We start from the raw sequence: 23,763 nt of genomic DNA, 5'->3' as shown, positions 1-23,763 counted from the left end.
AACTGACGCACTGTTAAGTCAGCTTTACAAAATCAGGGCAACATTTGGAAAGCTAGGGTGACTACATCCAACCGTCATTACGACGACGCTTTCTTGGGATCAGCATAACAATCACACCCAACACAATACCGATCAGGCCGATGATGCCGCCACGGGTCAGCCACTCTAGTTGTACTTTGTTGTCTTTGTTTGCCAGTTCACGCTCAATGCGATCATGACGGGTTTGCAATTCTTTTAGTTCGGACTGCATCTGTTTGTTGCGCGAATTGAGATCCAGAATCTGCTGATTTAGCAGGTCATTTTTCTGCTGTGCGTCTTGCAGGGAAATCTGGGTATCAGACAAGTTTTGCTGCAGTTCCGGCATCGCTTCGCGTACCGATGGTTGATCATTGATAAAACGGGCATCGACCCAACCGGTGCGCTGCTTATCATCAATAATTTCGACAAAACCTTCGGTGTCGTCGCGTTGCAGCATGGTGACTTTAGTGCCAGCGGTTACCGAGCCGAGAATGCGAAAGTTGCGGCCGGGGCCGGCATGCATAAAGGTATAAAGATCATCCGCGATATAAACGGTTTCACCATCGGCGTCGTTGGGTTCCTGGGCCATGACAGGAGCTTGTATAAACAGGCCTGCCAGGCAGATAAATAAAGAAAATGAACGAAGTTTTGACATGGGGAAAATGAGTCTGCCGGGTTGTAAATTTTTTAGATGGTATGGCCTGCACAAGCCAAAGGCAAGTGATTGGTGTGATTGGTCAATTGCCAAGTTGGTCGCAATGGGGGTAAGGTTGGGGTTTGGCGAGTTCCCGATTCGTATACATGGAAACTGAAATAGAATTGAAATTGCTGGTCAGCGGTGACCTCGATGTGGCCGAATTGCTGCAAAATCAACTACTGCCTTCTTTACAGGCGCAAAGTTCATCCAGTCAGATGGCGTTGTCCAATCGCTATTATGACACCCCGGACAAACAATTACGTGGCTTAGATATGGGATTTAGGGTGCGTGGCCGGGATGGGCGTTTTCAGCAAACCCTTAAAACGGCCGGTCAGGTTCAGGGCGGGCTGCACCAGCGACCCGAATACAATATTGAACTATCAGACCAATATCCCGATTTGAGTCTGTTTGAGCCTGGCATTTTCCCTGACCATGTGTCAGTTGTCGCGCTGCAGTCTCAGCTTTGCCCTTTATTTACCACGCATTTTACCCGTTATGCCTTTGACCTGGTAATGGACAGTGGTACCAAGTTAGAGCTGGTGTATGACAAGGGGCAAGTGGCAACCGATACCCATCAGCAGCCCATTAACGAGATTGAAATTGAGTTAAAAGAAGGTGAGGTAGGGGAAATCTTCGCTCTGGCCAGAAAGCTCAGTGCCTTGTTGCCTGTGCGTTTAGGGGCATTCAGTAAGGCGGCCAGGGGGTATTTACTGGCCGCAGGGCAGGAGTTGGTATCTAAACCATTACCTGACTTTCTGGCGCTGCACGACCAGGATACCCTGGAGCAGGCGTTTTTAAAGACAGTGCATTATGCTCTGGACTACTGGCAATACCATGAGCAGTGTTACCTGGAAACGCAAAAGCCACGGGCCTTAGGGGGGATAAGAGCGGGTATCCAGCTGGTGTCTCAGGCCATTAGCCTGTATTTACCCATGCTGCAATGTGATGCGTTGCTAGCAACGCAGGCCCGGCTGATTCAGTTGAATAACGACTGGTACTGGGCCGAAACCTTGTTGGCGATTAAAACCCTGCGCTCACGCAAGGGGCCATTTCGTAAACGCCTGGCGAAGAGTGAAGAGCTACTCAGTTATCTGCGTGGCCGTTATGAAGGCTTGTTATTGCAGCATCAGCCCGAGAATTTAATTCAGCGTCAGCAAAGTGGTCAGCTGCAAATTGATTTGGCGGCGCTGGCATATGAACGGCCCTGGCGCAGTGGCGGTAATGCCTGGTCTTCCTTGGTGCAGGAACACGCACGGGGCTGGCTGGCGCAAGGCTGGTTTACCATCAGTCAAAGCATGCCGCGCAAGAAAAAATTCAGCGCGCAGCACTATTTATCCAGTGAGCCTTTATTACGTCAGACCTTGTTCAATGGCTTGTTCCTGGCAGGTCTGTTCAGTCCGGAACATCGTGATCAGTTTCGTGCGCCCTGGCTGGATATCATCGATGGCATCGATGAGCTTAATGCCTTACATCTGCTAAAGTCTGAATTGGATGTGGCCGATGTGCAGGATAAGGATGAACTTATGCTGTGGTGTAAGGACAAGATGAGCCACTTATTGGATGTGATGGAGCAAAGTCGCAAAGCGGCGTTGAAAATGGAACCCTACTGGAAACCCTGATGTACTGAGCCAGCAGGTGGGAATAACAACCGGATCCTGAGAATTGGCATGCTGTTCAATCAAACGCAAATATTCTTGTTGGGCGCCTTGGCATTATGGCTGGCGCCGCTACTGTTGATTTGCTGGCGCTATGCCCGTTTGCCTCATGCACAGGAACTGTTGCTGGCGGTACTGTTTCTGCCTACTTTATTGACCGATCTGCTGTTACAGGCCTTTGATAGTCAGTCTGGCTGGGCCTTTCTGGCCGGCCTGTTTAACGGCATGCCGGTGATCATCGCCGCCTTGCTGGTCATGGCGGTGGCTAAAACGGTACTGGAAAAAGGCCGTTACCGGCTCTGGCTGATTTGCACCTGCATGGGCGTGGCGGCGTTGTTGCAGATGCCCTTCCTGCTTGTACCGCTGGACTATAAAATTCAGTTATTGCACCAGCCTTTACTCGGGGATTTGGCCGGGCACTGGCCACTCTACGGGTATCTTGCCCTTTGTCATTTTTTAGTATTGTTTCTGGCCTTCAATGTGGAGCAAAAGATCAGCGACTATCAGGCTCATTTATCTGACCAGGTGGTTGATGTGCATCTATACCGCATATCGGTAGCGGCAAAGCTGTTCGGTGGGCTTATTACACTGGCATTTGTTAGCTTAGTACTGACGATGTTGGTGGCATTTGACTTGCTACCTTTCGAGCACTGGCAGGGATTTTTGCAGCTTGGCTACTATTTGCTGTTTGTTGCTCTGAGCCTCTCGCTAATGGAGTCGCGGCGTTATTCCCCTTCGCCGCTGGATTACCACCAATTAGCAGAACATCATTATAGCGATGCCTATTTGCAACACGTGCTACAGCGTGCAGAGCGCAGCATGATCCAGCATAAGGCGTATAAAATCATTGGCCTTAGGATCAAAGAATTTGCCGCACTGGCAGAGGTGAACCCTAATGCGCTTGCGATTGCGACCCGGCAGCTGTTGAAGCGTAATTTTCGCGTTTTTGTTTATCACTACCGCCTGGAGTACGCCAAGAATGTGCTGATGCGCAGTGACGCCAGGGTATCGGCGGTAGCCAAACGATTGGGCTTTGATTCTGAGAAGTTTTTAAGTGGTGTTTTCGTTAAATACATTGAACAAATGGGCAAAGAAGGCAGCCATTGATGTGGTTAAGCAGATTTCGCTGGCGCTTGCCCGCTTTCTTTGCCTTGCTGGCAATTAGCTTCAGCCTTCTTCTTATGCCCAGAGTATCGCTACGTCCGATTATTGGCCGTCTGCCTTGGCCTGATGCTGAACCGCCCAGATGGCATCCTGCTTTTGCACTTTTAATGCACTGGGGCGACTGCAAATTCTGTCTACATAGCTGGTCAGCACCGGCAGGCGTGGCACCATATCGAAGGCCAGTCCCCAGGCAAAAGAACTCCCCCACAGGATATCCGCGGCACTGATTTCATCACCCAGTAAATAGGGCCGCTCACGCAGCGGGCTGAGTATGGTTTCCAGCATGCTGTACTCGTCACTGTAAACCGAGACAGACGGGGAGGCGGGTTCACGCTGCATAAATTTATCCACCATGGCTGGTTCATAGCAGGCAGCGTAATAAACCATCCAGCGCAAATATTCCCCCCGACTGGGATCGGTTAAGGCCGGGGCCAGTTGAGCTTCAGGAAATAGGTCGGCCAGGTACAAAAAGATTGCCACTTGCTCGGTGATGATCTTGCCTTGATGGGCCAGCGCCGGCACTTTGCCCAAAGGATTGATGGCAAGGTAATCGGGCTGGCGCTGCTCCCCAGCCTTAATGTTAATCAGCTTAAGTTCAAATGGGGCGCGCAATTCTTCGAGTAACGTCAGGGCAACCGAAGAGCGGCTTTGCGGCGCATGGTAAAACGTCAGGTTGCTAGGTGTCATCATTTTCTCCTGTTAGTTTTTTTGTACCGCCAAGGGGATGGCAGCCCGGATAAAATAAGGCACCATACCTGTCAGTTTTTGTCATGTTTAAAAAATATTTATGCGGGCCAGCCGATTACTGAGCATTTTAGTTACCTTGCAGGCCAAGGGACGGGTTACCGCCAAGCAATTGGCCGAGGATTGTCAGGTATCCCTGCGCACCATTTATCGGGATATGGATGCCTTAAGTGCCGCCGGTATTCCTGTGTATGCCGAGCGTGGCAGCGAAGGGGGCTATCGACTGGTGGAAGGGCATCGCACTCAGTTAAATGGCTTGTCTGGTGATGAGGCCGAAGCCCTGTTTATGCTGGGCTTGTCCAAGCAGGCTGCGGATTTAGGGCTGGGAAATGCAGTATCTGATGCGCAGTTAAAATTATTGGCCGCCTTGCCAGCTGCCCAGCGCAGCGAAGCAGAGCGAATGAGTCATCGCTTTTATCTGGATGCTCCGACCTGGTTTGGTGAGGCCGAGCAGCCCCCTTATCTGGCTGTACTGACCGACGCGGTGCGGAATCAGCATAAAATTTGGGTGCGCTACCGTAGTTGGAAAGCCGAGAAAGAGCGCACTATTGCTCCTCTTGGCCTGGTGCAAAAAGGAGGGCAGTGGTATCTGGCCGGTCAGGTGGACGGCGATGTGCGTACTTACCGGATTGCGCGTATTCTGGAACTCAAGCTACTTGAAGAAAGCTTTATCCGCCCGTCAGACTTTAATCTCCCCGCATATTGGCAGCAAAGTTTGTTGCGTATGGAGGCGCAGTTATACCCAAAGACTGCATTGGTAAGGCTCTCTGCCGAGGGACGTCAGTGGTTGAAGGCGTTTTTATCGCCTTATCAGTTGCAGCACTGTGTTGCTATTGGTGAGCCCGATGAACAAGGCTGGCAGCAGATGCAGATTCCCTTTGGTTCGGTAAGACATAGTGCTGGTGAATTATTGCGCCTGGGTCCTGAGTTGGAGGTGCTGTCACCAGAACCATTGCGAAACCAGATGCAGCAGATGATCGCGGCACTGGTTAAACTTTATACCAACCAGGATACAACGTCATTATCCCTTTGAGCTGTCATCGACCCGTCTCACAGGCCTTGTTATACTTGTTGCTCCATGGTCGTGTTGACCATACCGATATCAATTAGGATCTATTTTGACCAATAACGACATTTTACGACGTATTCGCTACGCCTTTGATTTTAAAGATAATACCATGGTGGAGATCTTTGCCGCCGCGGATCAGAAGGTGTCGGTCCAGCAACTGCACAATTGGCTGCGAAAAGACGATGATGCGCAGTTTGTTGCCCTAAGTGATGCTGAATTGGGGAGTTATCTGGACGGTCTGATTAATATAAAACGCGGTAAACGTGAAGGCGAGGCACCCAAGGTCTTGCCACGCCTGACCAATAATGTGATTTTCCAGAAGCTGCGGATTGCCTTAAATATGAAGGCTGAAGATGTATTGGAAACCATGCAGTTGGTGGATTTTCGTTTAAGCCAACATGAGCTGAGTGCATTTTTCCGAAAGCCCGATCATAAGAACTACCGCGAATGCAAAGACCAGATCCTGCGTAATTTTTTAAACGGCGTACAACGTCGTTTGCGCCCTCAGGATGATAGCGTTTACCCACAGTAATCTTGCTCAATTAACAAGGATGTTTCAGGTATGAAGTTAGTCGTTACCTTAGTACTGATAAGTAGTTTTTTTGCTTCATTAGCCAATGCGGCTGCACCATCGGCGGTCTGCCGTGACTGGTTTAACAAATCCAAAGTGGAAAAAGGTCCGGGGTGTGAACTGTCATGCGCCGCACTTGGGGTGGGTATGGGCACCTTTAACTGTCCCAACCAATGTGCCTTGTTATGTAAGGATGACGGGGCTGACTCATGCAAATCCCATCCGGTGTTGGGGCGCTACGAAGAACAGCGCAACCAGCTTGCCGATTTGGATAAAAAAGTGGCTCAGCTAAGTGATAAAGAACGAGATTGGGCCACTTATATCTACGAACGCTTATTGAGTGGGCTTAAGGATACGGCCTCTCACGCGACCAAAAATCCTGTCCCGGTGCCGGTACTGGACAACGTCGACAACTTTAATAAGATCTTTGACGGCCAGCAGTTGGAAGGTGCCCTGGGTATTATGTCCAATACCGCTTGGTCCTTGTTCCCTAAGTCTAAACGAGAGCAAATGGAAGCCATGTATATGGATACTATTAGGGCGTTAAATGGTGAGGGGAGCCTTGGTCAGGTACAGGATAAACAGATGCGCCAGCAGGTGGAAAATACCCTGGCCGAGAGTCAGTGTTCTGGTGACTTAGCCAATGATTATGGCTTAAAGCCCTACAAGGAATAACCGGCAGTAAATCCCAAGTCATTATGAGCTATGAGCTATGTGCGGGCTGCCATAGCTCAATGGGGTTGCCTTCAGGGTCATAAATACGGGCAAAGCGGCCGATGTCGGAATCCCATTCTGGCCGGGTTTCCACCGCTATGCCCGCCTGGGCCAACTGAGTCAATATGGCATCCAGGTCATCTACGCGAAAGTTGATCATCCAGTTCTGCTTGGCTGGGAAGTAATCCGTATCCACAGAAAACGGCATCAATACTGTGGGGCCTGCTTGCTGTATCCACACACCTTGCATAATGTCGATACCCAGATGCTCGGTGTACTAGCTGGCCAGTGCTTGTGGATTTTGGCTTCTGAAAAACAAACCGCCGATGCCGGTTACTTTTTGTTTGTTCATGTCATATTCCGTTCCTGTGAGTTGGGTTCAGTGTAGACTGGCGTTTGGCAAAGTCGAATCCACAATCCAGCGCATGCGATATCTGAGAGGAAAGCCATTGAGAGTAGAAGAACGTGAGGCCTGGCAGCAAACCCGCGCTAAAGGACAAATGCGCTTTGTTTTGACCAACGGTGTGGCCTGGGCCCTGCCCATGCTGCTGATTATGCTGTATATCAACCAGCCTTTTGCTGGTGGGTGGTTATCCAAAGCCGTGTTGGTGCATTTGCTTATCTGGCCGCTGGCCGGTTTATTATTTGCCTGGGGGCTGTGGCATCTGACAGAGCGTAAGTACCAAAAAGCGAAAATGCATGAGCAAGTCCAGGATAAGGAAAAACAGGAGTAATAAGATGGCCTTTAGCATAAAGGAAAAGGAAGCCTTGCTGGCGGTAAAAGGGGTGGGCCCTACTGTGGTAAAGCGATTTGAAGAAATCGGTATAGATTCGTTTGCCATGCTGGCGGGGTATAAGCCCGAGACTATTGCACAGCGTGTTGCCTCAATGCTGGGCACAAGCTGTTGGAAAAACAGCCCGCAGGCACTGGCAGCCGTAGCGGCCGCCATTGCCAGAGCGCAGCAGCCGCTGGATTAATCGGCCAGATAGCTGCAGCAGTAATCGCTGACAGTTTCTACTTTTACCTGAAAAGCGGCATCGGCTGGTACATAAAACTGCTGGCCGCCGTTAATCTGCTGCCAGTCTTCACCGGGCAGTTTGACCTTAAGACTGCCAGCCAGAATCTCCATCAATTCTTTCTCGCGGGTAGAGAACTCATACTCGCCGGGCTGCATGATCCCCAGTGTTTTTCGGGTGCCATCAGCAAACAGCACAGTGCGGCTGGTGACTTTGCCGTCGAAATAGATATTGGCTTCCCGAATAAGTGAAACGTTATCAAACTGGGACATACTGACTCCTTGAGTTTGTTCCGACAGTGCTAAGTGGAACAGATAGTGACTGAAAATGTGTCGCCTAGCGCCACGCTATTCAATGTGCCGCTAAGCGATATCCGGGTCAATATCCTTATGTTTACCTCAGTGGAATAAGGTTATAACGCCCTCTTAGTGCTTGGTTTTCCAACGCTTGATTTCGTTATCCAAACCCTGTTTGGATTTCTCTACCGCTTGCATGGGGCTGAGGTTATCAGGGTATTCTTCTTGCTCAACAACCAGCCAGTGAGTGCCTCCTACCTCAATATTGGCGCTGAGCAGGGACTGCCAGTCGATACCGTCCTGGCCAATCAGGACCTTTTTGCCCTTGTCGCTGTCCCGCAGCTTGGCTTTGTAGTGCGTGGTCAGGGTGCGGCCAGGGTAGGCGCGCACATAATCGGCTGGGTTGTGACCGGCAAAATAGCTCCAGCCCACATCCTGCTGCAGCACTAAATCATCCGGTGTATTAGCAGCAATATAGTCCCATAAGGTTTTGCTGCCGTGTCCACCGGAAGAGAATTCCTGGGCATGGTTGTGATAGCCAAAATGCAGGCCGTAGGCGCTGACCAGAGGATAGAAGGCATTGAGATCGGCTACGGTTTGCTGAACGGTCTCGGCCGCGAAGGCCCGCTCGTCCCAGGGCACAATCAAAGTAGGGCAATCCAGGGCCTGATAAAAAGCCAGGGTGCGATAACGATTGGCTTCGTTTAAGGCGTCAAAGCCGATATGTGCGCCAGAGCAGGCCAGGCCAAGCTCATCCAGTTTGGCCTTAAGGGCGGCTGGTTTTTTAGCGTAAGGGCCAAAGCTTCCTGCAAATTCCACCCCGTCAAAGCCCATGTCGGCTAGCTTGCTTAAGGTGTCGTCAATATCACTTTTAATATCATCCTTAACCGACCACAGCTGTACGCTGATTTTCGGCAGCTCTGTTGCCGCCTGAGCTACGGTAAAAGGGAGAAGGCATAAAAGCGCACTCATCAATGGACGAATTTTCATATTGTTTCCTTTTCTCCTGGCGCTACAGGCGCCCTGATTTAACTTGGTCAATGGCGTAGTGCGCCGCTCTGGCAGTGAGTGCCATAAAGGTCAGGGTGGGATTAACCACCCCGGATGAACAAAAACTGGCTCCATCGGTGACAAACAGGTTAGGTACGTCGTGAGCCTGGTTGTATTTATTCAACACCGATTGCTTGGGATCGTTGCCCATACGGGCGGTGCCTATTTCATGAATCGCCAGTCCCGGTGGGGCGGTGGTGGCTTGTGAACGGATAGACTCAAAACCGGCAGTTTCTAGCATCTTATGCATAGTCTCGGCGGCATGCTGCATCATATTCAGCTCGTTGTCTGACCATTGGCAGTTAAAGTGCAATTGCGGAATGCCCCATTTGTCTTTTTTATTGGGGTGCAGACTCACTTGGTTATCGGCTCGCGGTAGCATCTCGCCCTGTGCACCCATCCAGATTTGCCAAGGGCCAGCCTGAGTCAGGCGTTGTTTAAAGTCGCTACCAAAGCCATCTTGCTTACTCATACCCTGCCAACTGCCGCGGGTAGCACCACCGGCAATGGCATAACCACGCTTAAAGGCTTTATGATAACGAGACGGCTCAAAATGCGAGTTGGGGATATAGATACCGGTTGGCCGCCGGCCCCGGTAATATTCATCCTCATAACCTGGAATACGGGCCGAGGCCCAGGCATTGTAATTGTGATCCATCAGGTAACGCCCCAGCACCCCGGATGAATTGGCTAAGCCGTTGGGGAAGCGCTTGCTGGTGGAATTCAGCAGCACTTGTGTAGAGCCTAAAGTGGATGCACATAAGAACACTATCTTGCCGCGATATTCACGCTGGCTGAGATTGTCATTGTCGACAACCCGCACGCCGGTCACCCGCTGTTTGGCATCGTCGTAAATCAGGCTATGAACCACGCTGTTGGGGGCGATATGTAAATTACCGGTGCGGGCTGCGGCGGGCAGGGTGGCACTCTGGGTGGAAAAGTAAGCACCGAAAGAACAGCCACGGTAGCATTCGCTGCGCGCCTGGCAGGTTACCCGACCAAGTTCCAACTGGATTTTACTCGGCTCGGTTAAGTGGGCGCAGCGCCCCACCACCATAGGCTTGTCGGGGAAATGCTCGGCCAGGCTGGCTTGAAAGTCCAGCTCAGGTTTAGTTAATTCAAAGGCTGGCTGGGCAATGCTATCTGGCAATTGCGGCAGATTATTCTGTGCCGCGGAAATACCGGCAAACTTTTCCACATAGTCATACCAAGGGGCAAGATCCTGATAGCGGATAGGCCAATCAATACCCAAACCGTCTTTCGCATTGGCGCTTAAATCATAGTCGCTGAGCCTGAAGGTTTGACGTGCCCACAGCAGTGACTTGCCGCCCAGTTGGTTAGCGCGGATCCAACTGAAGCTGGTGCCTGGCTCTGTGCTGTAGGGCAGGTCACGATCATTACCGAAAAAGTGCTTGCTGGTGTCGTTAAAGGCATAACACTGCTTCTGAATGGCTTGGGTTTGGTCTACCAGTAAGTTTTCTGCCACGGTGCGAGTTGGGTATTCCCAAGGGCCTTTGCCCTCGGTGGGATAGTCTTTACGGTGTTCTACCAAGCGGCCACGCTCAATCAGCAGGGTTTTAAAGCCGGCTTCGCAGAATTCCTTGGCAGCCCAGCCGCCGGTTACGCCTGAGCCGACAATTAGAACGTCAAACTCATCATCAGTGCTTTGCACTATCGTCTCTTGCATCTGTTACATCCTTGCTTAAAACGGGTAACCGCCACTGTATGCTTTACCCACCGATGCATAAGGCAGCGATCCTTTAAAACCGCCGGGGACCGGGTCATAGGCAAGCAGTTGTGTCATACCTACCTTGCTGGTGAAAAAGCCGAATACCACTAAGGCTTTAAGCATTTTAAACGCCTTGGTATCAGCTTGGCTAAAAGGGCCATCGGCTGCTTCAAGTGCGGTCAGTAAGGCCAGTTGTCCAGCTTGCTCGCCCTGATAAAAGGCTTTGCCCCACTGGCTTTGTGCCACCGTATCAATTTTGTTGAGTATCACGGTGGCAACGGCTTGTTCTTCGCTGTCAAAACAGTGCTTAAGCTGATTATCTACAAACCAATGACTGTGGGTGTCCAGTGCGCCTGGGGAGTCGGTTCTTGGAATAGTTAAATCGGCTATGCCTGCTAAGGTTTTAAATTGTCTTTCACTTAATAGCTGTAACTGACGTGGCGCGCTGTCCTGCGCAAAGGCCATGGCCACTGCAACATTCTGACCGCCAAGTAGCTGGCTGGCCGCCTGGGCACCCAGCACTGCTCCCAGTCCTTTTAGCAGGCTACGCCTGTCCAGGCCCAAGCCGTTTGCTGTACTCATAATGGCCGTGCCCAGATATTACGAAAACTGACCAGATTACCGTGATCCTGCAATTGAATTGGGGCACAGCCATGAGCAGTATAACTGGGTTGACCCAGCCATACCGTATCACCCTGAATCTGGGTGTGATTCTGCACCAATACACCGTTGTGCAGCACAGTAATAAAACCCGGCTGAGTCAGTTTGTCGCCATCAAAGCGCGGGGCCTTAAAAATAATGTCATAGCTTTGCCATTGCCCTGGCTCACGCATGGCATTTACCAGTGGTATGGCTTGCTTATACAGTGACCCGGCCTGGCCATTGCTGTAGGTGCGATTTTCGAATGAATCGAGAATCTGAATTTCGTAGCGCTGCTGCAAAAATACCCCGCTGTTATTGCGCTGCTGTCCTTGCATATCTGGTTCAGGGGCTGGTACCCGCCATTCCAGATGCAGCTGCACATCACAAAACTCTGCCTTGCTGCGAATATCGCCGCTACCTGGGGCGACTGTCATTACCCCGTCGGTTAGTTGCCAGGGTGCATCGCCGCCTTTAACACTTAGCCACTGGCTAAGGGAGTTGCCACCAAACAACACCACCGCATCTGAGGGCGGGGCATTTAATGGTGCACTGACCACCTTTGGCTCTGGCTCCCATACTTCGGTTTTTTGCGCCTGTTGCTCGCGGTCGTTCTGGGCAAAGGCAGCCTGCCCAAATAACAACAGGCAGGCGGTGGCACTTAATATTTTGTTTCTGGTCTGCATAATTTTTTACTCTGCTAATTCACTGATATCAGGTTGCCCAGGCTTTATCGCCTTTTTTATAGGGGAATTCACCATCATAACGGCCAGGTACCGCCACATAGCGTAAAACCTGGGTGGCGCCTGGTTTGGAGGTGAAGAATCCGAACAAGGTCAGTTGTTTAAATAAGGTAAAGTAGTGGGGCAGGGCTTTGTCTTCGTCTGGTGTGCCGCCGGGGCGACCTAATTCCCAGTGTCGCACCTTATTTTGCTTGTTGTAGCGGTAGGCTTCATCATTTAATTCCGACAACAGGCTGTGCTTGTGTTTTTGTTCAAGCAGCAAAAAGGCTTTACCAAATTGGTTGAGCGCTGCCTCGTTAAGCTTTTGCATACCTTGTCTGAACAAGGCTTGTTCGCCAGGCAAATAGCAATCACTGACCAGGCGGGTCATCAACTGGCCGATGTTAGCGTCTTTCGCCCCCGGGCTATCGGTACGGGGAATAATAGTCTCGGCTATCTCGTTTAACAGCTGCATGTCATCAGCGCTAAAACCTGTGCCAGGCCGTTGAGCCGACTCAGCCGCCAGGGCCAGCGGATTACCGATAAAAGCGGCGCCGGTCGCGGCCGCAATCATCTTTAGTAGTTCACGTCTTTCCATTACAGATTTCCTCGCTTGAGTTCCTCTACGGCAAAGGCGGCGGCTCTGGCGGTCAGGGCCATATAAGTCAGGGACGGGTTGACGCAAGACGCTGAGGTCATACAGGCGCCGTCGGTAACAAACACGTTAGGCGCATCCCACACCTGGTTGTGCTTATTCAACACTGAGCTTTTGGCATCCCGCCCCATTCTGGCGGTACCCATTTCATGAATACCCATACCAGGCGCATAGTCGCTGTCATAGCCTTTGACGTTTTTAAGTCCTGCTGCCTCAAACATTTCCATGGCATCGGCTTGCATGTCTTTGCGCATGGCCAGCTCGTTTTGCTTAATTTCCACGTTCATGGCCAGCACCGGCAAGCCCCATTTATCCTTAACCTGATGATTCAGGTAAATGCGGTTGTCGTGATAGGGCAGGATCTCGCCAAAGGCCGACATGCCTATACCCCAGTGTCCAGGCTCACTCAGCCCGGCTTTAAGCTCGGCGCCAATGCCCATTTCGCGAATGTCTTTTTGCCAGCCCTGACGACTGGCGCTGCCTTGGTAACCAAAGCCGCGCAGGTAGTCACGTTTATCCTTGTGCCAGTTACGATAGCGTGGAATGTAAAAACCGGCCGGGCGGCGACCAAAAGTATATTTGTCCAAATAGCCTTCCACATCAGCAGAGGCGCCCACCCTGAAATGGTGATCCATGACATTGTGACCCAGCTCGCCGCTACTGCTGCCAAGGCCGCCTTCCCAGACATCGGTGGCCGAGTTCATCAACAGCCAGGTGCTGTTAAAGGCTGAGGCGTTCAAAAATACCAGTTTACTTTTATATTCAATAACCTGGTTGGTCTCGGCATCAATGACTTCGACGCCAGTGGCGCGCTTTTTATCTTTGTCATACAGCACTCTTGAGACGACAGAAAAGGGTCTTAAGGTTAGATTGCCGGTTTTAAGCGCGGCTGGCAGCGTGGCCGACTGGGTGCTGAAATAGCCACCAAAGGGGCAGCCCAACCAGCACTTGGCCCGGTACTGACAGTTGGTGCGGCCTTGCTCTGGCTTGGGTTCGGTAATATTCGCGCAGCGGGAATGAATCAAATGCCGGGTGCCGGCAAAGGCCTTTTTAATCCGCGCGGCCACGTCTTTTTCGACGCAGTTTAGTGGAATGGGTGGTTGAAACTGGCCGTCCGGCAGCACATCCAGGCCTTCGCTGCTGCCACTGATACCGGCGAAACGTTCCACATAGTCATACCAAGGGGCCAAATCTTCGTAACGGATGGGCCAGTCTACGGCGATACCTTCCTGCGCGTTGGCAAGAAAGTCCTGTTCATTGAATCGGTAGCTTTGTCTGCCCCACAGCAAGGAGCGACCACCCACATGATAGCCCCGGTACCAGTCGAAGCGCTTGTCTTCGGTGTAAGGGGCGTCTTTCTCATTGGCCCACATACCAAAGGTGGATTCATTGAGCGGATAATCACGACGCAGCACCGGATAATCCAGCTTCATCTGTTGGGTGGGGACATCGTGATGGGGGTAATCCCAGGCTTCTTTGTGAGCATTTTTGTAGTCTTTGATGTGCTCGATATTTCTGCCGCGTTCCAGCATCAGCACCTTCAGACCCCGTTCACTCAGCTCTTTGGCGGCCCACCCGCCGCTAATACCTGAGCCAACAACTATTGCATCATATTCATTTACTGACATGGTCTTCCCCTAAAGGTGCGGGTCTTGTTGCCCGCATACTGCACTACACCCAACTACAGGTCACAAATGGCAACGGCCTGTTGCAAGGAAGCAATTTTGCCGTCCATGCCAGGTGGGGTTGGAATAAACTCCTGAGCCAGATAGCCCTTAAAGCCGGTGTCATAAATTGCCTTGGCAATGGCCCGGTAGTTAAGCTCCTGGCTGTCATCAATTTCGTGTCGCCCGGGCACGCCGGCGGTGTGGTAGTGACCGAAGTACTGATGGTTGTCACGAATAGTTCGGATCACATCACCTTCGTTGATTTGCATATGGTAAATGTCATACAGCAGTTTAAAGTGCTCGCTGCCCAGGGCTTTGCACAGGGCAACACCCCAGGCCGAGTTATCCGCCATATAATCAGGGTGATCGACTTTGCTGTTGAACAGCTCCATTTGCAGCACCACCCCACGTTTTTGCGCGTGTGGCAGAATTTGTTTCAGGCCGGTCACGGCATTGGCAAGACCAATGTCTTGGCGCATGCCCCTTTTATTGCCGCTAAAGCAGATAAGGTTGGTGTAGCCCGCATCAGCCACCAGGTCGATATGCTTGAGGTAGCGGGGGATCAACTGGTCGTGAAACGAAGTGTCGCACCAGCCATCGGTAAGATTGAGTTCGGCACCGTTACACATAGATGAATCTATGCCAAAGCGCTTTAGTACCGGCCAGTCTTGTGGTCCCACTAAGTCAATGGCAGAAAAGCCTAAGGCTTTGACGACCTTACACAGCGCCTCAATACTCAGCTCGCCATAGGTCCAGCGACTGACTGAATGGCGAATATTGCCTTTCAGTATCGCAGCACTGTTTTGGTTGAGCGCGGCCAAGAGCGGCGATGAGAGCGCGCTTAAGCCGCCGGCCAGGGCCATGTGTTTGAATAGCTGGCGGCGTGAGTTATTCATGGCTGGCCACCTGTTCGTTTTTGAAACTAAACAAGAACAGCACAAAAATCACTGCGGCAAAGCCCGCCGGGTATAGCCAGATTTGCTGCCAATCATGGCCGCCTTGCCCGGCAAAGCGGTCGGTGATTTGTCCTGCTACCCAGAATCCAACCAACATACCAACCCCGTAGGTGGCTAGGGTGATCAGGCCTTGGGCGGCGCTTTTGGTGTTGTCGCTGGCCTTGGCATTGGTATAAATCTGCCCTGACACAAAGAAGAAGTCATAGCAGATCCCGTGTAGAGCTATACCTACCAGCAACATGGCCATTGCGCTGCCAGCATCGCCGTAGGCAAAGAGTACATATCGTAGTACCCAGGCGCCCATCCCCACCAGTAAGGTCAGCTTTAAGCCAAAACGCTGCAAAAACACCGGCAGTGCAAGCATAAACAGCACCTCTGAAACCTGGCCGAGGGTCATCTTGCCGGTGGCATTTTCCACGCCGATTTCGGTCAGGAAGGGGTTGGCATTTTGATAGTAAAAGGCCAGCGGAATACAGATCAGTACCGAGGAGATAAAGAACAGTAAAAAGTTACGGTCTTTAAGCAGAGCCAGGGCGTCTAAGCCTAACATTTGCCCCAGGCTACTTTTCTCGTTGCCGGATTGTGTGGTGGATTTGGGCGGTGTGGCAGGCAGGCTGAAGCTGAACAAGCCCAGTAGCAAAGACGCCGCAGCACAAAGCGCGAAGGTGTTTTTCAGCATGCCGTCGGCAATAGCGGCCTTGGCATCCCAGGAAAACACATAGCTAATTACCAGACCGGCCAGGATCCAGCCGATGGTGCCCCAAACCCGAATCTTGCCAAACTCTTTGGCGGGTTCCTGCATTTGCCCGAAAGATACCGAGTTGACCAGCGCCAGAGTGGGCATATAGGCAATCATATAGGCCAGCACATAGGGATAGAAACTGGCAAAATCCGTGGCGGTATACAGACAATACATCAGCACCGCGCCGAGCAGATGCAGCACCCCGAGTATACGCTCGGCATTAAAATAACGGTCGGCAATCAGGCCGATAATAAAAGGGGCGATAATGGCGCCCCAGGACTGGGTGGCGAAGGCCATGCCGATTTCACCGCCGCTGGCGCCTAAATTGTTACCCAGAAAGGTGCCCAGGGTGACAAACCAGCCGCCCCAGATAAAAAACTGCAGAAACATCATCAGGCAGAGTTGGAATCGAATACCTGCTTTCATGGTCAGCTCCCTATAAACCTAGGATCTTACGGTTGAGTGCGTGGTCGGTGCTGCTGGCGGCAAAGTCGTCAAAGGCTTTGTCTGTGGTACGGATCAGGTGACGGCGAATAAATTCAGCCCCTTCCCGGGCGCCGTCTTCGGGGTGCTTAATGCAACATTCCCATTCAAGCACCGCCCAGCCCTGATAACCATATTGAGTTAACTTACTGAAAATCTGGCCAAAATCAATTTGGCCGTCGCCCAGGGAACGGAACCGGCCGGGGCGTTCCAGCCAGCCTTGGTAACCGCCATAGACACCGCTGCGGCCGTTTTTATTGAATTCAGCGTCTTTGACATGAAAGGCTTTGATGCGCGCATGATAGATGTCAATAAAGGCCAGATAATCCAAATGCTGTAATACAAAGTGGCTGGGGTCGTAGAGTATGTTAGCCGCCGGGTGGTCATTGGTGGCCTGCAAGAAGCGGTCAAAAGTGACGCCGTCATGCAGATCTTCCCCTGGATGCAGCTCATAACAGATATCCACCCCTTGCTCGGCAAATTTATCCAGAATAGGCAGCCAGCGTTTGGCCAGTTCTTCGAAACCTTGCTCCACCAAACCGGCCGGACGTTGTGGCCAGGGGTAGTGGGTGTGCCAAAGTAGCGCACCGGAAAAACTAGCGTGGGCGGTCAGCTTCATTCTGGCACTGGCCGTGGCGGCGGCCATTAATTGTTGTTTTGCCCATTCGGTGCGCGCGCCAGGGTTGCCTTTTACTGCATCCGGGGCAAAGCCATCGAACATTTGGTCGTAGGCCGGGTGTACGGCCACCAACTGGCCTTGCAGGTGAGTCGACAGCTCGGTAATGGCCAGGCCGTGACTGGCAGCGACGCCCAGGATGTCATCACAATAATCCTGGCTGTTGGCGGCCAGTTCTAAATCAAATAAGCGCTTTTCCCAGGTTGGCAACTGTATACCTTGGTATCCCAGTCCGGCTGCCCATTGGCAAATGCTGTCAAAGCTGTTGAAGGGCGCTGAATCTGAGGCAAACTGCGCCAGGAAAATAGCCGGGCCTTTGATATTGTTCATGCTTGGCCTCCTTGACCTGATAAGTTGCTAACATCCGGCACTTTGTGCCATTTTTGCTGACTGCTACTTGCGGTTACCACCGTCTCGATAAAGGCCATACCGCGCAATGCTTCGTTGATTCCGGGCAGCAATGAATGGATATCCGGATGCTGCTGGCGTGCCTGAGATACCTGCTCGGCAAACTGGCAATACAAGTTAGCGAAGGCTTCTAAGTATCCTTCCGGGTGACCGGGCGGGGTGCGGGTAATACCGCCTAATGCAGCAGCAGTAGGGGTGGCAGCGCGCAGCGTTTCAAAGGGCTTATCGGCATGCATCAGCTTGAGGCTGTTGGGCGATTCCTGCGACCAGTCTAATGAGGCTTTTTCACCATATACCCGAATGCGCAGGTTGTTTTCCTCGCCCACCGCTATCTGGCTGGCACTGAGCATTCCTCTGGCACCACCCGCAAAGCGCAGCATCACTACGCCATCATCGTCTAACTGGCGATTGCCACTGGCACTAATGTCGGCACTGAGTTCGGCGATGTGATCATCACAGATAAATTCGGCCAGATTGGCGGCGTGTACGCCGATATCGGCCATACAGCAACTGCTACCCGCCTGGGCCGGATCCAATCGCCAGGCCGCTTGTTTGCCACTGTCGCCGCTTAGGTCGGCAAGCCAGCCCTGGTGATATTCCACTGCCACTTTGCGGATCTTGCCAAGTTGACCACTGACAACTAATTGTCTGGCAGCGACCACCATGGGATAACCAGTGTAGGTATGGGTAAGGGCATACAATCGGCCACTTCGTTGTTTTACGTCTGCAAGCAACTGCGCTTCAGTCAAATTGAGGGTGGCGGGTTTATCACAGAGTACGTGGAAGCCCGCTTGTAATGCCTGCCTGGCCACATCAAAGTGCAAATGGTTGGGCGTGACGATGGCAACAAATTCCATGCGCTCGTCAGCGGGTAAGCGCGCTTCGGCGTCGAACATGGCTTGATAGCTGGCGTAACAGCGCTGTGCATCAATACCCAACTGGCTGCTCATTTGTTGTGATTTGGCCGGGTCGCGGCTGAAGGCGCCGCAGACTAATTGAATCTTTCCGTCCAGATTGGCAGCCATGCGGTGCACGGCACCAATAAAGGCGTCGGGGCCGCCGCCAACCATTCCCATTCTGACTTTTTGCATTTGTTACTGGCCTGAAAAAAAGGGCTGTTAACAGAATGTTATCTCTACAGTGTTGGATATAAATAGAATAGAATCGGTTGCTTCTAGCATAAAATCGGCGAGTTACTTTTTGGTGCAGAACCAGGGGTAAGTTGCTTTAAGTAATAAACTTGTTTTAAATCAATCTATTAATCTTTGGTGTTAGCAATGTCGCTATTTTCATTACCAGAACAATCCAATGCATTTTTGCAATCCATGCCAGCCGCACAATGGCTGAAAATGTATGACTTGTTAACCGATGTCTTGGTGTGGGTCAAAGATAGCCACAGTCGTATTCAATATGCCAATCGGGCTTTTTTGGAACATACCGGCTTAGGTGCGTTGGAGCAGGCACTGGGTAAAACCGATGACAACTTTGCGCCGCGTCATATCGCCCGCCAGTTTCTGGCTGACGATCAAAAGGTGCTGGAAGGGGAAATGATTAATGACAGGTTGGAAATGAATGTACTACGCAGCGGCGAACTGCATTGGTTTACTACCAGCAAAAGAGCGCTGTTTGATTTCAATGGGCAACGGGTTGGCACCTGTGGTATCTCCCGCCATTTGCACAAAACCTCTATTATGCTGGGGCCACTGGCCAGTATAGAAAAGCCGCTGGAGCATATTCGCCGCAATTTTACCCAGCCTATTCCCATAAATGCCCTGGCCGAGCTTTGTCATGTGTCGGTTAGCGCCCTGGAGCGGCGCTTTCGTAAAGCGCTGGGTAAAACGCCGAAGCAATTGATTAACCAGCTTCGTCTGGACAATGCTCGGCGCTTGCTAGTAGAGACGGATTTGCCTGTGTATCTGGTTGCAGAGCAGTGCGGTTTTAGTGATGCTAATTACTTCAGTCGACAGTTTCTGGCCGAGTACGGGGAATCCCCCAGCAGCTTTCGTCAGGGGGTTCGATAACTCACTAGGGCTATACCTTAGTTAAGGTGCTTCAGCATAGGTTGGGCATTGTCGCCGTAACTGTCGCACAACTGCGCCTTAGTGTGCTGGCTGAATCCCTGCTTTTGCCAGAATCCATCGGCGTTTTGCACAGCCACCAAGCTGATGCTGTTAAATCCACCAGATTGGCTTTTTTGCTGCAGATGTGCCAGCAACTTTGCCGCTACGCCTTCTCCTCTGGCACTGGGGCAGACGGCGAGATCGTGCAGGTAGAGATTATCAGTATTTACTGATTCTACGGCATGATGCAATTTAGGCAGTTTCCCTACTGGCCAGGGGTGAGACAGTAGATAACCTACTACCTGATTGTGTTTATCCAACCCAACCAGGCAAGTGTCAGGCGAGGCCTGCCATTTACTTTTCAACACCGTCAGGGACTCGGGCTCGACATCATGATAGACCGCATCCTGAATTCTCAGAATGTCAGGCCAGTGGCTGGGGGAAATATGACAGATGTTAACCATCGATAACTCCATGACGGCAAATACCAAGTTTACCTCAGCCTGAAGATAAATGGATAAACAAAAGCCCTGCTAGACACAGGGCTTTGAGTTATTTGTTACAGACCTTGATTTGATGAACTACTGGCCAGTCGGCAGCTTCACTCAGGGGGCTAGTGAAGGTAGTTGCGCCATTGCTCAAGGTTGCCGTGAAATTTGCGCTATCCGCTACCTGCAGGGCTAACTTTGCTGGCGCGGGCAAGACGCGGCGTACCGTAGTTGTGTCTGATGAGAAAGACAGGGGGCCGTAAAACTTAAAGGGCAGCACAGTTGTTTGTTCACCATCGGCCACTATCTTAAATGACGGCGAAGGATCTCCCGAATAACCTGCACAATAGCTCAGGGTGAACTCGGTTGGGATGGGTCTGACTAAGGTCAGATCACCCAGCAGGATTTCACTACCTGTCGTTTGCGTTATATCCAGATAGCTGGTCACCAAACCTTTACCTATATAAGTAAATTTAGCCGATAGTGGCCAGTCTATATCCTCGGGCAGTGGGATCTGCAGGGTAAAATGTCCCTTATCATCGCTGCGCGCAAGATGATCTGCCTGCATGACAGATAAGGGCGGGACTGGTTGGCCATTGGCATCCAGTAATCTACCCCTGATAGTGAGCTGTTCCTGTGCTTGATCGTCAACCTTAACATTGACATAACCGGCGCTTATGTTGTGCCCGTCACTGACCTTAACCTGCAATACATAGTCACCATTTTGCTGCGGCGTAAAGTCGGTTTTTGCATGTTCTGAAGCACTGAACTGGTTCAGAGCCATGTTTGGCCCGCTGATGACCTTCCAACTGTAGCTAAGGCTGTCACCATCGGCATCATGGCTGCTGCTGGCATCCAGTTCAATGCTTTGGCTTTTGCTAATGTGCCACTGAAGTTGGCCGCTGATTTCAACCACCGGCGCATGACTATCTTCAACCACTATAGCTTTAGCCTGTGGGTAGCTGTTTGCCTGCCCGTCATTGGCAATTAGCTGGACAAGGTAGATGCCAGGCTTATCTGCACTGAACTGGGGACTTACGCCCAGATTGCCTTGTAATAGCGCATTGGCGCCTTCTGGCTTATCTATCACATCCCAGTGGTACTCAAGGCTGTCACCTTCTGAATCAAAGGTATTCAGAGCATTAAGTTGGGCCTTCTCATTCAGAGCAATACGCTGGTTTTCAACAGAGAACGCGGCAAAGGGGGCATAGTTTTGTTGGGCGCTGATTAAATGTAGTGCGGGGGCTGAGCTTAGCTGCCCATCTGATGCCGTCACCGAAACCAGGTAGTCTCCCTCTGAGTCCAGCGTCAGTTCTGTTTCAGCAGAATCCGCATTGACCAGACTCTCTGCGCTGCCATCGGGTTTGCTGATTAACTGCCATTGGTAGCTCAGGCTGTCATTGTCATCATCTTTGCCTTCGGCATAGAGTGTCACCTTTTCACCAGGTCGATGAGGATGAAAGATATTGTTGATTTCAACCCTGGGAGCGCGGTTGCCTTCGACGACGCGAAGAATCTGACGGGTTTTGCCTTGGAAGTTGCCGCTGGTCACCGTGAGCTCGAGTTCATACTGCCCCGGCTTGTCGGCCTGAAACAAGGTTTCAAAATCTTCGGGCGCGCTAAAACTATAATTGCTCTCAGGCGGCGCGCTTTGCACAGACCAATAATACCCTGTGGGTTCATCATCCCATTTAGAGTAGGCTTTCAATAAGGTGTCGCGATTGGGGCGAAGTTCCTGACTAACGACCGATATCTTGGCACTAGGCCTGACCTGGTCAGGTTCATAAGCCCATACAGACCATTGACTCTTTGCGCTGCGGCCGTTGCTATTTACTGTCAGGGTGAGTTTGTACTCACCTGGCTTGTCAGGAATAAATCGTGTTCGGTAAGTAGTGACCTCATCAAGCTCGGCATGACTTTCTTCGGGTTTACTTAGCTGCCAGGTAAATCCAACCGGAGTCTCGCCTAGCTGTTCAAATTGCTCAAAACGACCGTATAAGGCAACCAGTTCGCCAATTTGTGTGGATTGGTCAGCCTCAATATTAACTAATATAGGGTTTCTATCATCTACCTGAAGCATAGCGGTGACACTATGTGTGGCCCCTTTGCTATCCGTTACCGTTAAGGTGATGTGATACAGGCCTGCGCTAGGTGGCACAAAGTTCAATGTTTTTTCATCGTCTTTACCTGCGATGGCTGGTACCCCTCCCGGGCCAATGGCAGTCCATTTATAGCTAAGCGTGTCATTGTCTGGGTCATAACTGTCTGCACCAGACAATTCCAGACTCTGGTTTAAATCAATGCGATCTTTGGCTTGATAGATCTTGGCAACCGGCGGGTTATTTTCGGGCGTTGGTTCAGGCTGCGGTGAGCTATCCGAGCCTCCACAGCCTGATATGAAGACACATAAAGCGAAAGTAGGCAGTAAAGCGCTGAGTTTCATCTGTTTTCCTTTCTGAATCAGCAAATACGTTCCGTCAGAAAAACATCTGACACCGGCTGTTTCCCCTCTTGAGAAGCGGTGGAAAATAGACAGAGAAGCGTTGTTAGTCAATGAACAGAATGTAAAACAATTAGAGCGTGTTAACCTTTTGAGTATGATTTTGCAGCAGTTTGTGGGCCCTTTATACAAGGCAGAGCGAACGTGGTGTAGTTATTCTACATGAGTGAGTGATAACGCCGTAGAAAGGGCCCACAAGCGCTGCCCGAAGGGTTCAACCCAGCCCCTCCTGCTCGGTGTTGCCGGGCTTTGACTTAGACCCACTAGGCCTGCAGCCCGGCGCCGTGATCAGAAGGGACTGGATTTGAACAACATCTATACTCAAAAGGTCAACACGCTCTAGCTTGGAGATAAGGATTTTTAACTTGATTGTTTATGATTTGTACTTCATAACTAACTGACCAGTCAGTTAGTTGTTGAGTGAATATGCGACGTGCAAATACCGATGCCGCCAAAGGAGTGAGGCGTAACCAGTTTTTAGAAGCTGGCTTACAGGAATTTTTTGAGCGGGGCTTCAGTTTGGCCAAGATGGAAAACATTGCCCGTCGCGCCGGCGTTTCCAAAGGCACGCTTTATCTGTATTTCGATTCTAAGCAAGATCTCTTTATGGAAATTGTCTCCTCGGTAGCGCTTCCTCGAGTGGAAATGTTGGAAGAGATACTACGACAGGCGGATGACTTTGAGCAGGCATTGGAATTATTGGTGAGCGCTCTGCCCATGATGATTCAGGATTCTAAGTTACCTATGTTGGCCAAAGTGTTAATTGGTGATGCGTTTGCCTTTCCTGAAGTGATTAAGCGTTACCGGCAGGATGTTATCGAACGGGCCTTGGCGGGGTTAACGGCGTTAATTGAACGGGGCTGTGAAATGGGAGTGCTGCACACTGACAACCCATATAATGCAGCCCGTTTGATGGTGGCGCCGGTCATTTTCTCCGCTATATGGGCGGTAGTGTTTGAGCAAGGCAGTGAAAAAAGCCTGGATTTGCCGTCACTGTTTCAAACCCACAAAAACATGTTACTCAAGGCCCTGAAAGCGTAGTG

The 23,763-nt window shown here is 51.2% G+C and carries 25 protein-coding genes; 9 read left to right on the top strand and 16 right to left on the bottom strand.

The features are described from left to right. Positions 1-61: 61 nt before the first annotated feature. On the bottom strand, positions 62-673 hold the full coding sequence (locus IEX02_RS08675) for a TIGR04211 family SH3 domain-containing protein (protein ID WP_188693304.1): 612 nt from the start codon (positions 671-673) through the stop codon (positions 62-64). Positions 674-819: 146 nt separating this feature from the next. On the opposite strand from IEX02_RS08675, the gene IEX02_RS08670 reads away from it, so the two are divergent. Next, positions 820-2,334, top strand: coding sequence for a CYTH domain-containing protein (locus IEX02_RS08670; protein WP_188693301.1), 1,515 nt, complete (start codon positions 820-822; stop codon positions 2,332-2,334). 48 nt (positions 2,335-2,382) lie between these two features. Beyond that, on the top strand, positions 2,383-3,477 hold the full coding sequence (locus IEX02_RS08665; protein WP_188693298.1) for a helix-turn-helix domain-containing protein: 1,095 nt from the start codon (positions 2,383-2,385) through the stop codon (positions 3,475-3,477). A 99-nt stretch (positions 3,478-3,576) separates the two neighbouring features. Here the strand turns inward: IEX02_RS08665 and IEX02_RS08660 are convergent, their stop codons facing one another. After that, the gene (locus IEX02_RS08660; protein ID WP_229702159.1) at positions 3,577-4,221 is read right to left on the bottom strand and encodes a glutathione S-transferase family protein; all 645 of its coding nucleotides are present in this window, start codon (positions 4,219-4,221) and stop codon (positions 3,577-3,579) included. A gap of 100 nt (positions 4,222-4,321) precedes the next feature. Here IEX02_RS08660 and IEX02_RS08655 point away from each other — a divergent pair, with 100 nt between their 5' ends. The 3 genes from IEX02_RS08655 (at position 4,322) to IEX02_RS08645 (ending at position 6,593) form a co-directional block, all read left to right on the top strand. Further along, complete coding sequence (locus tag IEX02_RS08655) at positions 4,322-5,311, top strand: helix-turn-helix transcriptional regulator (RefSeq protein WP_188693294.1); 990 nt, start codon at positions 4,322-4,324, stop codon at positions 5,309-5,311. A gap of 85 nt (positions 5,312-5,396) precedes the next feature. Further along, complete coding sequence (locus tag IEX02_RS08650) at positions 5,397-5,879, top strand: YehS family protein (RefSeq protein WP_188693291.1); 483 nt, start codon at positions 5,397-5,399, stop codon at positions 5,877-5,879. 30 nt (positions 5,880-5,909) lie between these two features. After that, the gene (locus IEX02_RS08645; protein ID WP_188693289.1) at positions 5,910-6,593 is read left to right on the top strand and encodes a hypothetical protein; all 684 of its coding nucleotides are present in this window, start codon (positions 5,910-5,912) and stop codon (positions 6,591-6,593) included. 28 nt (positions 6,594-6,621) lie between these two features. Here the strand turns inward: IEX02_RS08645 and IEX02_RS08640 are convergent, their stop codons facing one another. Next, positions 6,622-6,882 (bottom strand): VOC family protein, encoded by a 261-nt coding sequence (locus IEX02_RS08640; protein ID WP_229702158.1) that lies wholly within the window; start codon positions 6,880-6,882, stop codon positions 6,622-6,624. Positions 6,883-7,081: 199 nt separating this feature from the next. Between IEX02_RS08640 and IEX02_RS08635 the strand changes: the two genes are divergently transcribed. After that, positions 7,082-7,366 (top strand): hypothetical protein, encoded by a 285-nt coding sequence (locus IEX02_RS08635; protein ID WP_188693287.1) that lies wholly within the window; start codon positions 7,082-7,084, stop codon positions 7,364-7,366. Positions 7,367-7,370: 4 nt separating this feature from the next. Beyond that, positions 7,371-7,610, top strand: coding sequence for a helix-hairpin-helix domain-containing protein (locus tag IEX02_RS08630; protein WP_188693284.1), 240 nt, complete (start codon positions 7,371-7,373; stop codon positions 7,608-7,610). Here IEX02_RS08630 and ppnP read toward each other — a convergent pair. The 11 genes from ppnP to IEX02_RS08575 form a co-directional block, all read right to left on the bottom strand. Beyond that, positions 7,607-7,921, bottom strand: coding sequence for a pyrimidine/purine nucleoside phosphorylase (ppnP, locus tag IEX02_RS08625; protein WP_188693282.1), 315 nt, complete (start codon positions 7,919-7,921; stop codon positions 7,607-7,609). The two genes, IEX02_RS08630 and ppnP, sit on opposite strands and share 4 nt — an antisense overlap. A 153-nt stretch (positions 7,922-8,074) precedes the next feature. Beyond that, on the bottom strand, positions 8,075-8,935 hold the full coding sequence (locus IEX02_RS08620; RefSeq protein ID WP_188693279.1) for a sugar phosphate isomerase/epimerase family protein: 861 nt from the start codon (positions 8,933-8,935) through the stop codon (positions 8,075-8,077). Positions 8,936-8,957: 22 nt separating this feature from the next. Then, a complete protein-coding gene (locus IEX02_RS08615) occupies positions 8,958-10,682 on the bottom strand; it encodes a GMC oxidoreductase (protein WP_188693276.1) in 1,725 nt (574 codons plus the stop codon). A 15-nt stretch (positions 10,683-10,697) separates the two neighbouring features. Further along, a complete protein-coding gene (locus tag IEX02_RS08610; RefSeq protein WP_188693275.1) occupies positions 10,698-11,306 on the bottom strand; it encodes a gluconate 2-dehydrogenase subunit 3 family protein in 609 nt (202 codons plus the stop codon). Beyond that, the gene (locus IEX02_RS08605) at positions 11,303-12,049 is read right to left on the bottom strand and encodes a 3-keto-disaccharide hydrolase (protein ID WP_188693272.1); all 747 of its coding nucleotides are present in this window, start codon (positions 12,047-12,049) and stop codon (positions 11,303-11,305) included. Before IEX02_RS08605 ends, IEX02_RS08610 begins: the two co-directional genes overlap by 4 nt. Positions 12,050-12,077: 28 nt before the next feature. Then, positions 12,078-12,683, bottom strand: coding sequence for a gluconate 2-dehydrogenase subunit 3 family protein (locus IEX02_RS08600; protein ID WP_188693269.1), 606 nt, complete (start codon positions 12,681-12,683; stop codon positions 12,078-12,080). Further along, the gene (locus tag IEX02_RS08595; RefSeq protein WP_188693266.1) at positions 12,683-14,368 is read right to left on the bottom strand and encodes a GMC oxidoreductase; all 1,686 of its coding nucleotides are present in this window, start codon (positions 14,366-14,368) and stop codon (positions 12,683-12,685) included. Before IEX02_RS08595 ends, IEX02_RS08600 begins: the two co-directional genes overlap by 1 nt. A 53-nt stretch (positions 14,369-14,421) precedes the next feature. Then, entirely contained in the window at positions 14,422-15,303 is an 882-nt protein-coding gene (locus tag IEX02_RS08590; protein ID WP_188693263.1) for a hydroxypyruvate isomerase family protein, read from the bottom strand. Continuing rightward, the gene (locus IEX02_RS08585) at positions 15,296-16,531 is read right to left on the bottom strand and encodes a nucleoside permease (protein ID WP_188693260.1); all 1,236 of its coding nucleotides are present in this window, start codon (positions 16,529-16,531) and stop codon (positions 15,296-15,298) included. Before IEX02_RS08585 ends, IEX02_RS08590 begins: the two co-directional genes overlap by 8 nt. Before the next feature lie 10 nt (positions 16,532-16,541). Next, positions 16,542-17,594: a sugar phosphate isomerase/epimerase family protein gene (locus tag IEX02_RS08580; RefSeq protein ID WP_188693257.1), complete on the bottom strand. Its 1,053-nt coding sequence runs from the start codon at positions 17,592-17,594 to the stop codon at positions 16,542-16,544. Then, positions 17,591-18,763: a Gfo/Idh/MocA family protein gene (locus tag IEX02_RS08575; RefSeq protein ID WP_188693255.1), complete on the bottom strand. Its 1,173-nt coding sequence runs from the start codon at positions 18,761-18,763 to the stop codon at positions 17,591-17,593. The genes IEX02_RS08580 and IEX02_RS08575 overlap by 4 nt, the downstream gene beginning before the upstream one ends. A 186-nt stretch (positions 18,764-18,949) precedes the next feature. Here IEX02_RS08575 and IEX02_RS08570 point away from each other — a divergent pair, with 186 nt between their 5' ends. Beyond that, positions 18,950-19,693: an AraC family transcriptional regulator gene (locus IEX02_RS08570; RefSeq protein ID WP_188693252.1), complete on the top strand. Its 744-nt coding sequence runs from the start codon at positions 18,950-18,952 to the stop codon at positions 19,691-19,693. A gap of 17 nt (positions 19,694-19,710) precedes the next feature. Here IEX02_RS08570 and IEX02_RS08565 read toward each other — a convergent pair whose 3' ends face one another. Beyond that, positions 19,711-20,196, bottom strand: coding sequence for a GNAT family N-acetyltransferase (locus tag IEX02_RS08565; protein WP_188693248.1), 486 nt, complete (start codon positions 20,194-20,196; stop codon positions 19,711-19,713). Between the two features lie 88 nt (positions 20,197-20,284). After that, on the bottom strand, positions 20,285-22,663 hold the full coding sequence (locus IEX02_RS08560; RefSeq protein WP_188693245.1) for a PKD domain-containing protein: 2,379 nt from the start codon (positions 22,661-22,663) through the stop codon (positions 20,285-20,287). 483 nt (positions 22,664-23,146) lie between these two features. Between IEX02_RS08560 and IEX02_RS20475 the strand changes: the two genes are divergently transcribed. Then, the gene (locus tag IEX02_RS20475) at positions 23,147-23,761 is read left to right on the top strand and encodes a TetR/AcrR family transcriptional regulator (RefSeq protein ID WP_188693242.1); all 615 of its coding nucleotides are present in this window, start codon (positions 23,147-23,149) and stop codon (positions 23,759-23,761) included. The last annotated feature ends 2 nt before the right edge of the window (positions 23,762-23,763 follow it).

Source organism: Bowmanella pacifica (genome assembly GCF_014645355.1).
Classification (GTDB): Bacteria; Pseudomonadota; Gammaproteobacteria; order Enterobacterales; family Alteromonadaceae; genus Bowmanella; species Bowmanella pacifica.
Note: the sequence above shows the minus strand (reverse complement) of the source record. Positions and strands in the feature narration are given on the sequence as shown.

What these genes read in the sequence shown, in the direction of transcription:
- ppnP (WP_188693282.1), bottom strand. Translation starts at nt 7,921, where the DNA reads ATGTCCCAGTTTGATAACGTTTCACTTATTCGGGAAGCCAATATCTAT.
- IEX02_RS08575 (WP_188693255.1), bottom strand. Translation starts at nt 18,763, where the DNA reads ATGCAAAAAGTCAGAATGGGAATGGTTGGCGGCGGCCCCGACGCCTTT.
- IEX02_RS08675 (WP_188693304.1), bottom strand. Translation starts at nt 673, where the DNA reads ATGTCAAAACTTCGTTCATTTTCTTTATTTATCTGCCTGGCAGGCCTG.
- IEX02_RS08615 (WP_188693276.1), bottom strand. Translation starts at nt 10,682, where the DNA reads ATGCAAGAGACGATAGTGCAAAGCACTGATGATGAGTTTGACGTTCTA.
- IEX02_RS08560 (WP_188693245.1), bottom strand. Translation starts at nt 22,663, where the DNA reads ATGAAACTCAGCGCTTTACTGCCTACTTTCGCTTTATGTGTCTTCATA.
- IEX02_RS08640 (WP_229702158.1), bottom strand. Translation starts at nt 6,882, where the DNA reads ATGCAAGGTGTGTGGATACAGCAAGCAGGCCCCACAGTATTGATGCCG.
- IEX02_RS08605 (WP_188693272.1), bottom strand. Translation starts at nt 12,049, where the DNA reads ATGCAGACCAGAAACAAAATATTAAGTGCCACCGCCTGCCTGTTGTTA.
- IEX02_RS08630 (WP_188693284.1), top strand. Translation starts at nt 7,371, where the DNA reads ATGGCCTTTAGCATAAAGGAAAAGGAAGCCTTGCTGGCGGTAAAAGGG.
- IEX02_RS08570 (WP_188693252.1), top strand. Translation starts at nt 18,950, where the DNA reads ATGTCGCTATTTTCATTACCAGAACAATCCAATGCATTTTTGCAATCC.
- IEX02_RS08590 (WP_188693263.1), bottom strand. Translation starts at nt 15,303, where the DNA reads ATGAATAACTCACGCCGCCAGCTATTCAAACACATGGCCCTGGCCGGC.
- IEX02_RS08565 (WP_188693248.1), bottom strand. Translation starts at nt 20,196, where the DNA reads ATGGTTAACATCTGTCATATTTCCCCCAGCCACTGGCCTGACATTCTG.
- IEX02_RS08660 (WP_229702159.1), bottom strand. Translation starts at nt 4,221, where the DNA reads ATGACACCTAGCAACCTGACGTTTTACCATGCGCCGCAAAGCCGCTCT.
- IEX02_RS08670 (WP_188693301.1), top strand. Translation starts at nt 820, where the DNA reads ATGGAAACTGAAATAGAATTGAAATTGCTGGTCAGCGGTGACCTCGAT.
- IEX02_RS08595 (WP_188693266.1), bottom strand. Translation starts at nt 14,368, where the DNA reads ATGTCAGTAAATGAATATGATGCAATAGTTGTTGGCTCAGGTATTAGC.
- IEX02_RS08585 (WP_188693260.1), bottom strand. Translation starts at nt 16,531, where the DNA reads ATGAAAGCAGGTATTCGATTCCAACTCTGCCTGATGATGTTTCTGCAG.
- IEX02_RS08580 (WP_188693257.1), bottom strand. Translation starts at nt 17,594, where the DNA reads ATGAACAATATCAAAGGCCCGGCTATTTTCCTGGCGCAGTTTGCCTCA.
- IEX02_RS08600 (WP_188693269.1), bottom strand. Translation starts at nt 12,683, where the DNA reads ATGGAAAGACGTGAACTACTAAAGATGATTGCGGCCGCGACCGGCGCC.
- IEX02_RS20475 (WP_188693242.1), top strand. Translation starts at nt 23,147, where the DNA reads ATGCGACGTGCAAATACCGATGCCGCCAAAGGAGTGAGGCGTAACCAG.
- IEX02_RS08645 (WP_188693289.1), top strand. Translation starts at nt 5,910, where the DNA reads ATGAAGTTAGTCGTTACCTTAGTACTGATAAGTAGTTTTTTTGCTTCA.
- IEX02_RS08655 (WP_188693294.1), top strand. Translation starts at nt 4,322, where the DNA reads ATGCGGGCCAGCCGATTACTGAGCATTTTAGTTACCTTGCAGGCCAAG.
- IEX02_RS08610 (WP_188693275.1), bottom strand. Translation starts at nt 11,306, where the DNA reads ATGAGTACAGCAAACGGCTTGGGCCTGGACAGGCGTAGCCTGCTAAAA.
- IEX02_RS08620 (WP_188693279.1), bottom strand. Translation starts at nt 8,935, where the DNA reads ATGAAAATTCGTCCATTGATGAGTGCGCTTTTATGCCTTCTCCCTTTT.
- IEX02_RS08665 (WP_188693298.1), top strand. Translation starts at nt 2,383, where the DNA reads ATGCTGTTCAATCAAACGCAAATATTCTTGTTGGGCGCCTTGGCATTA.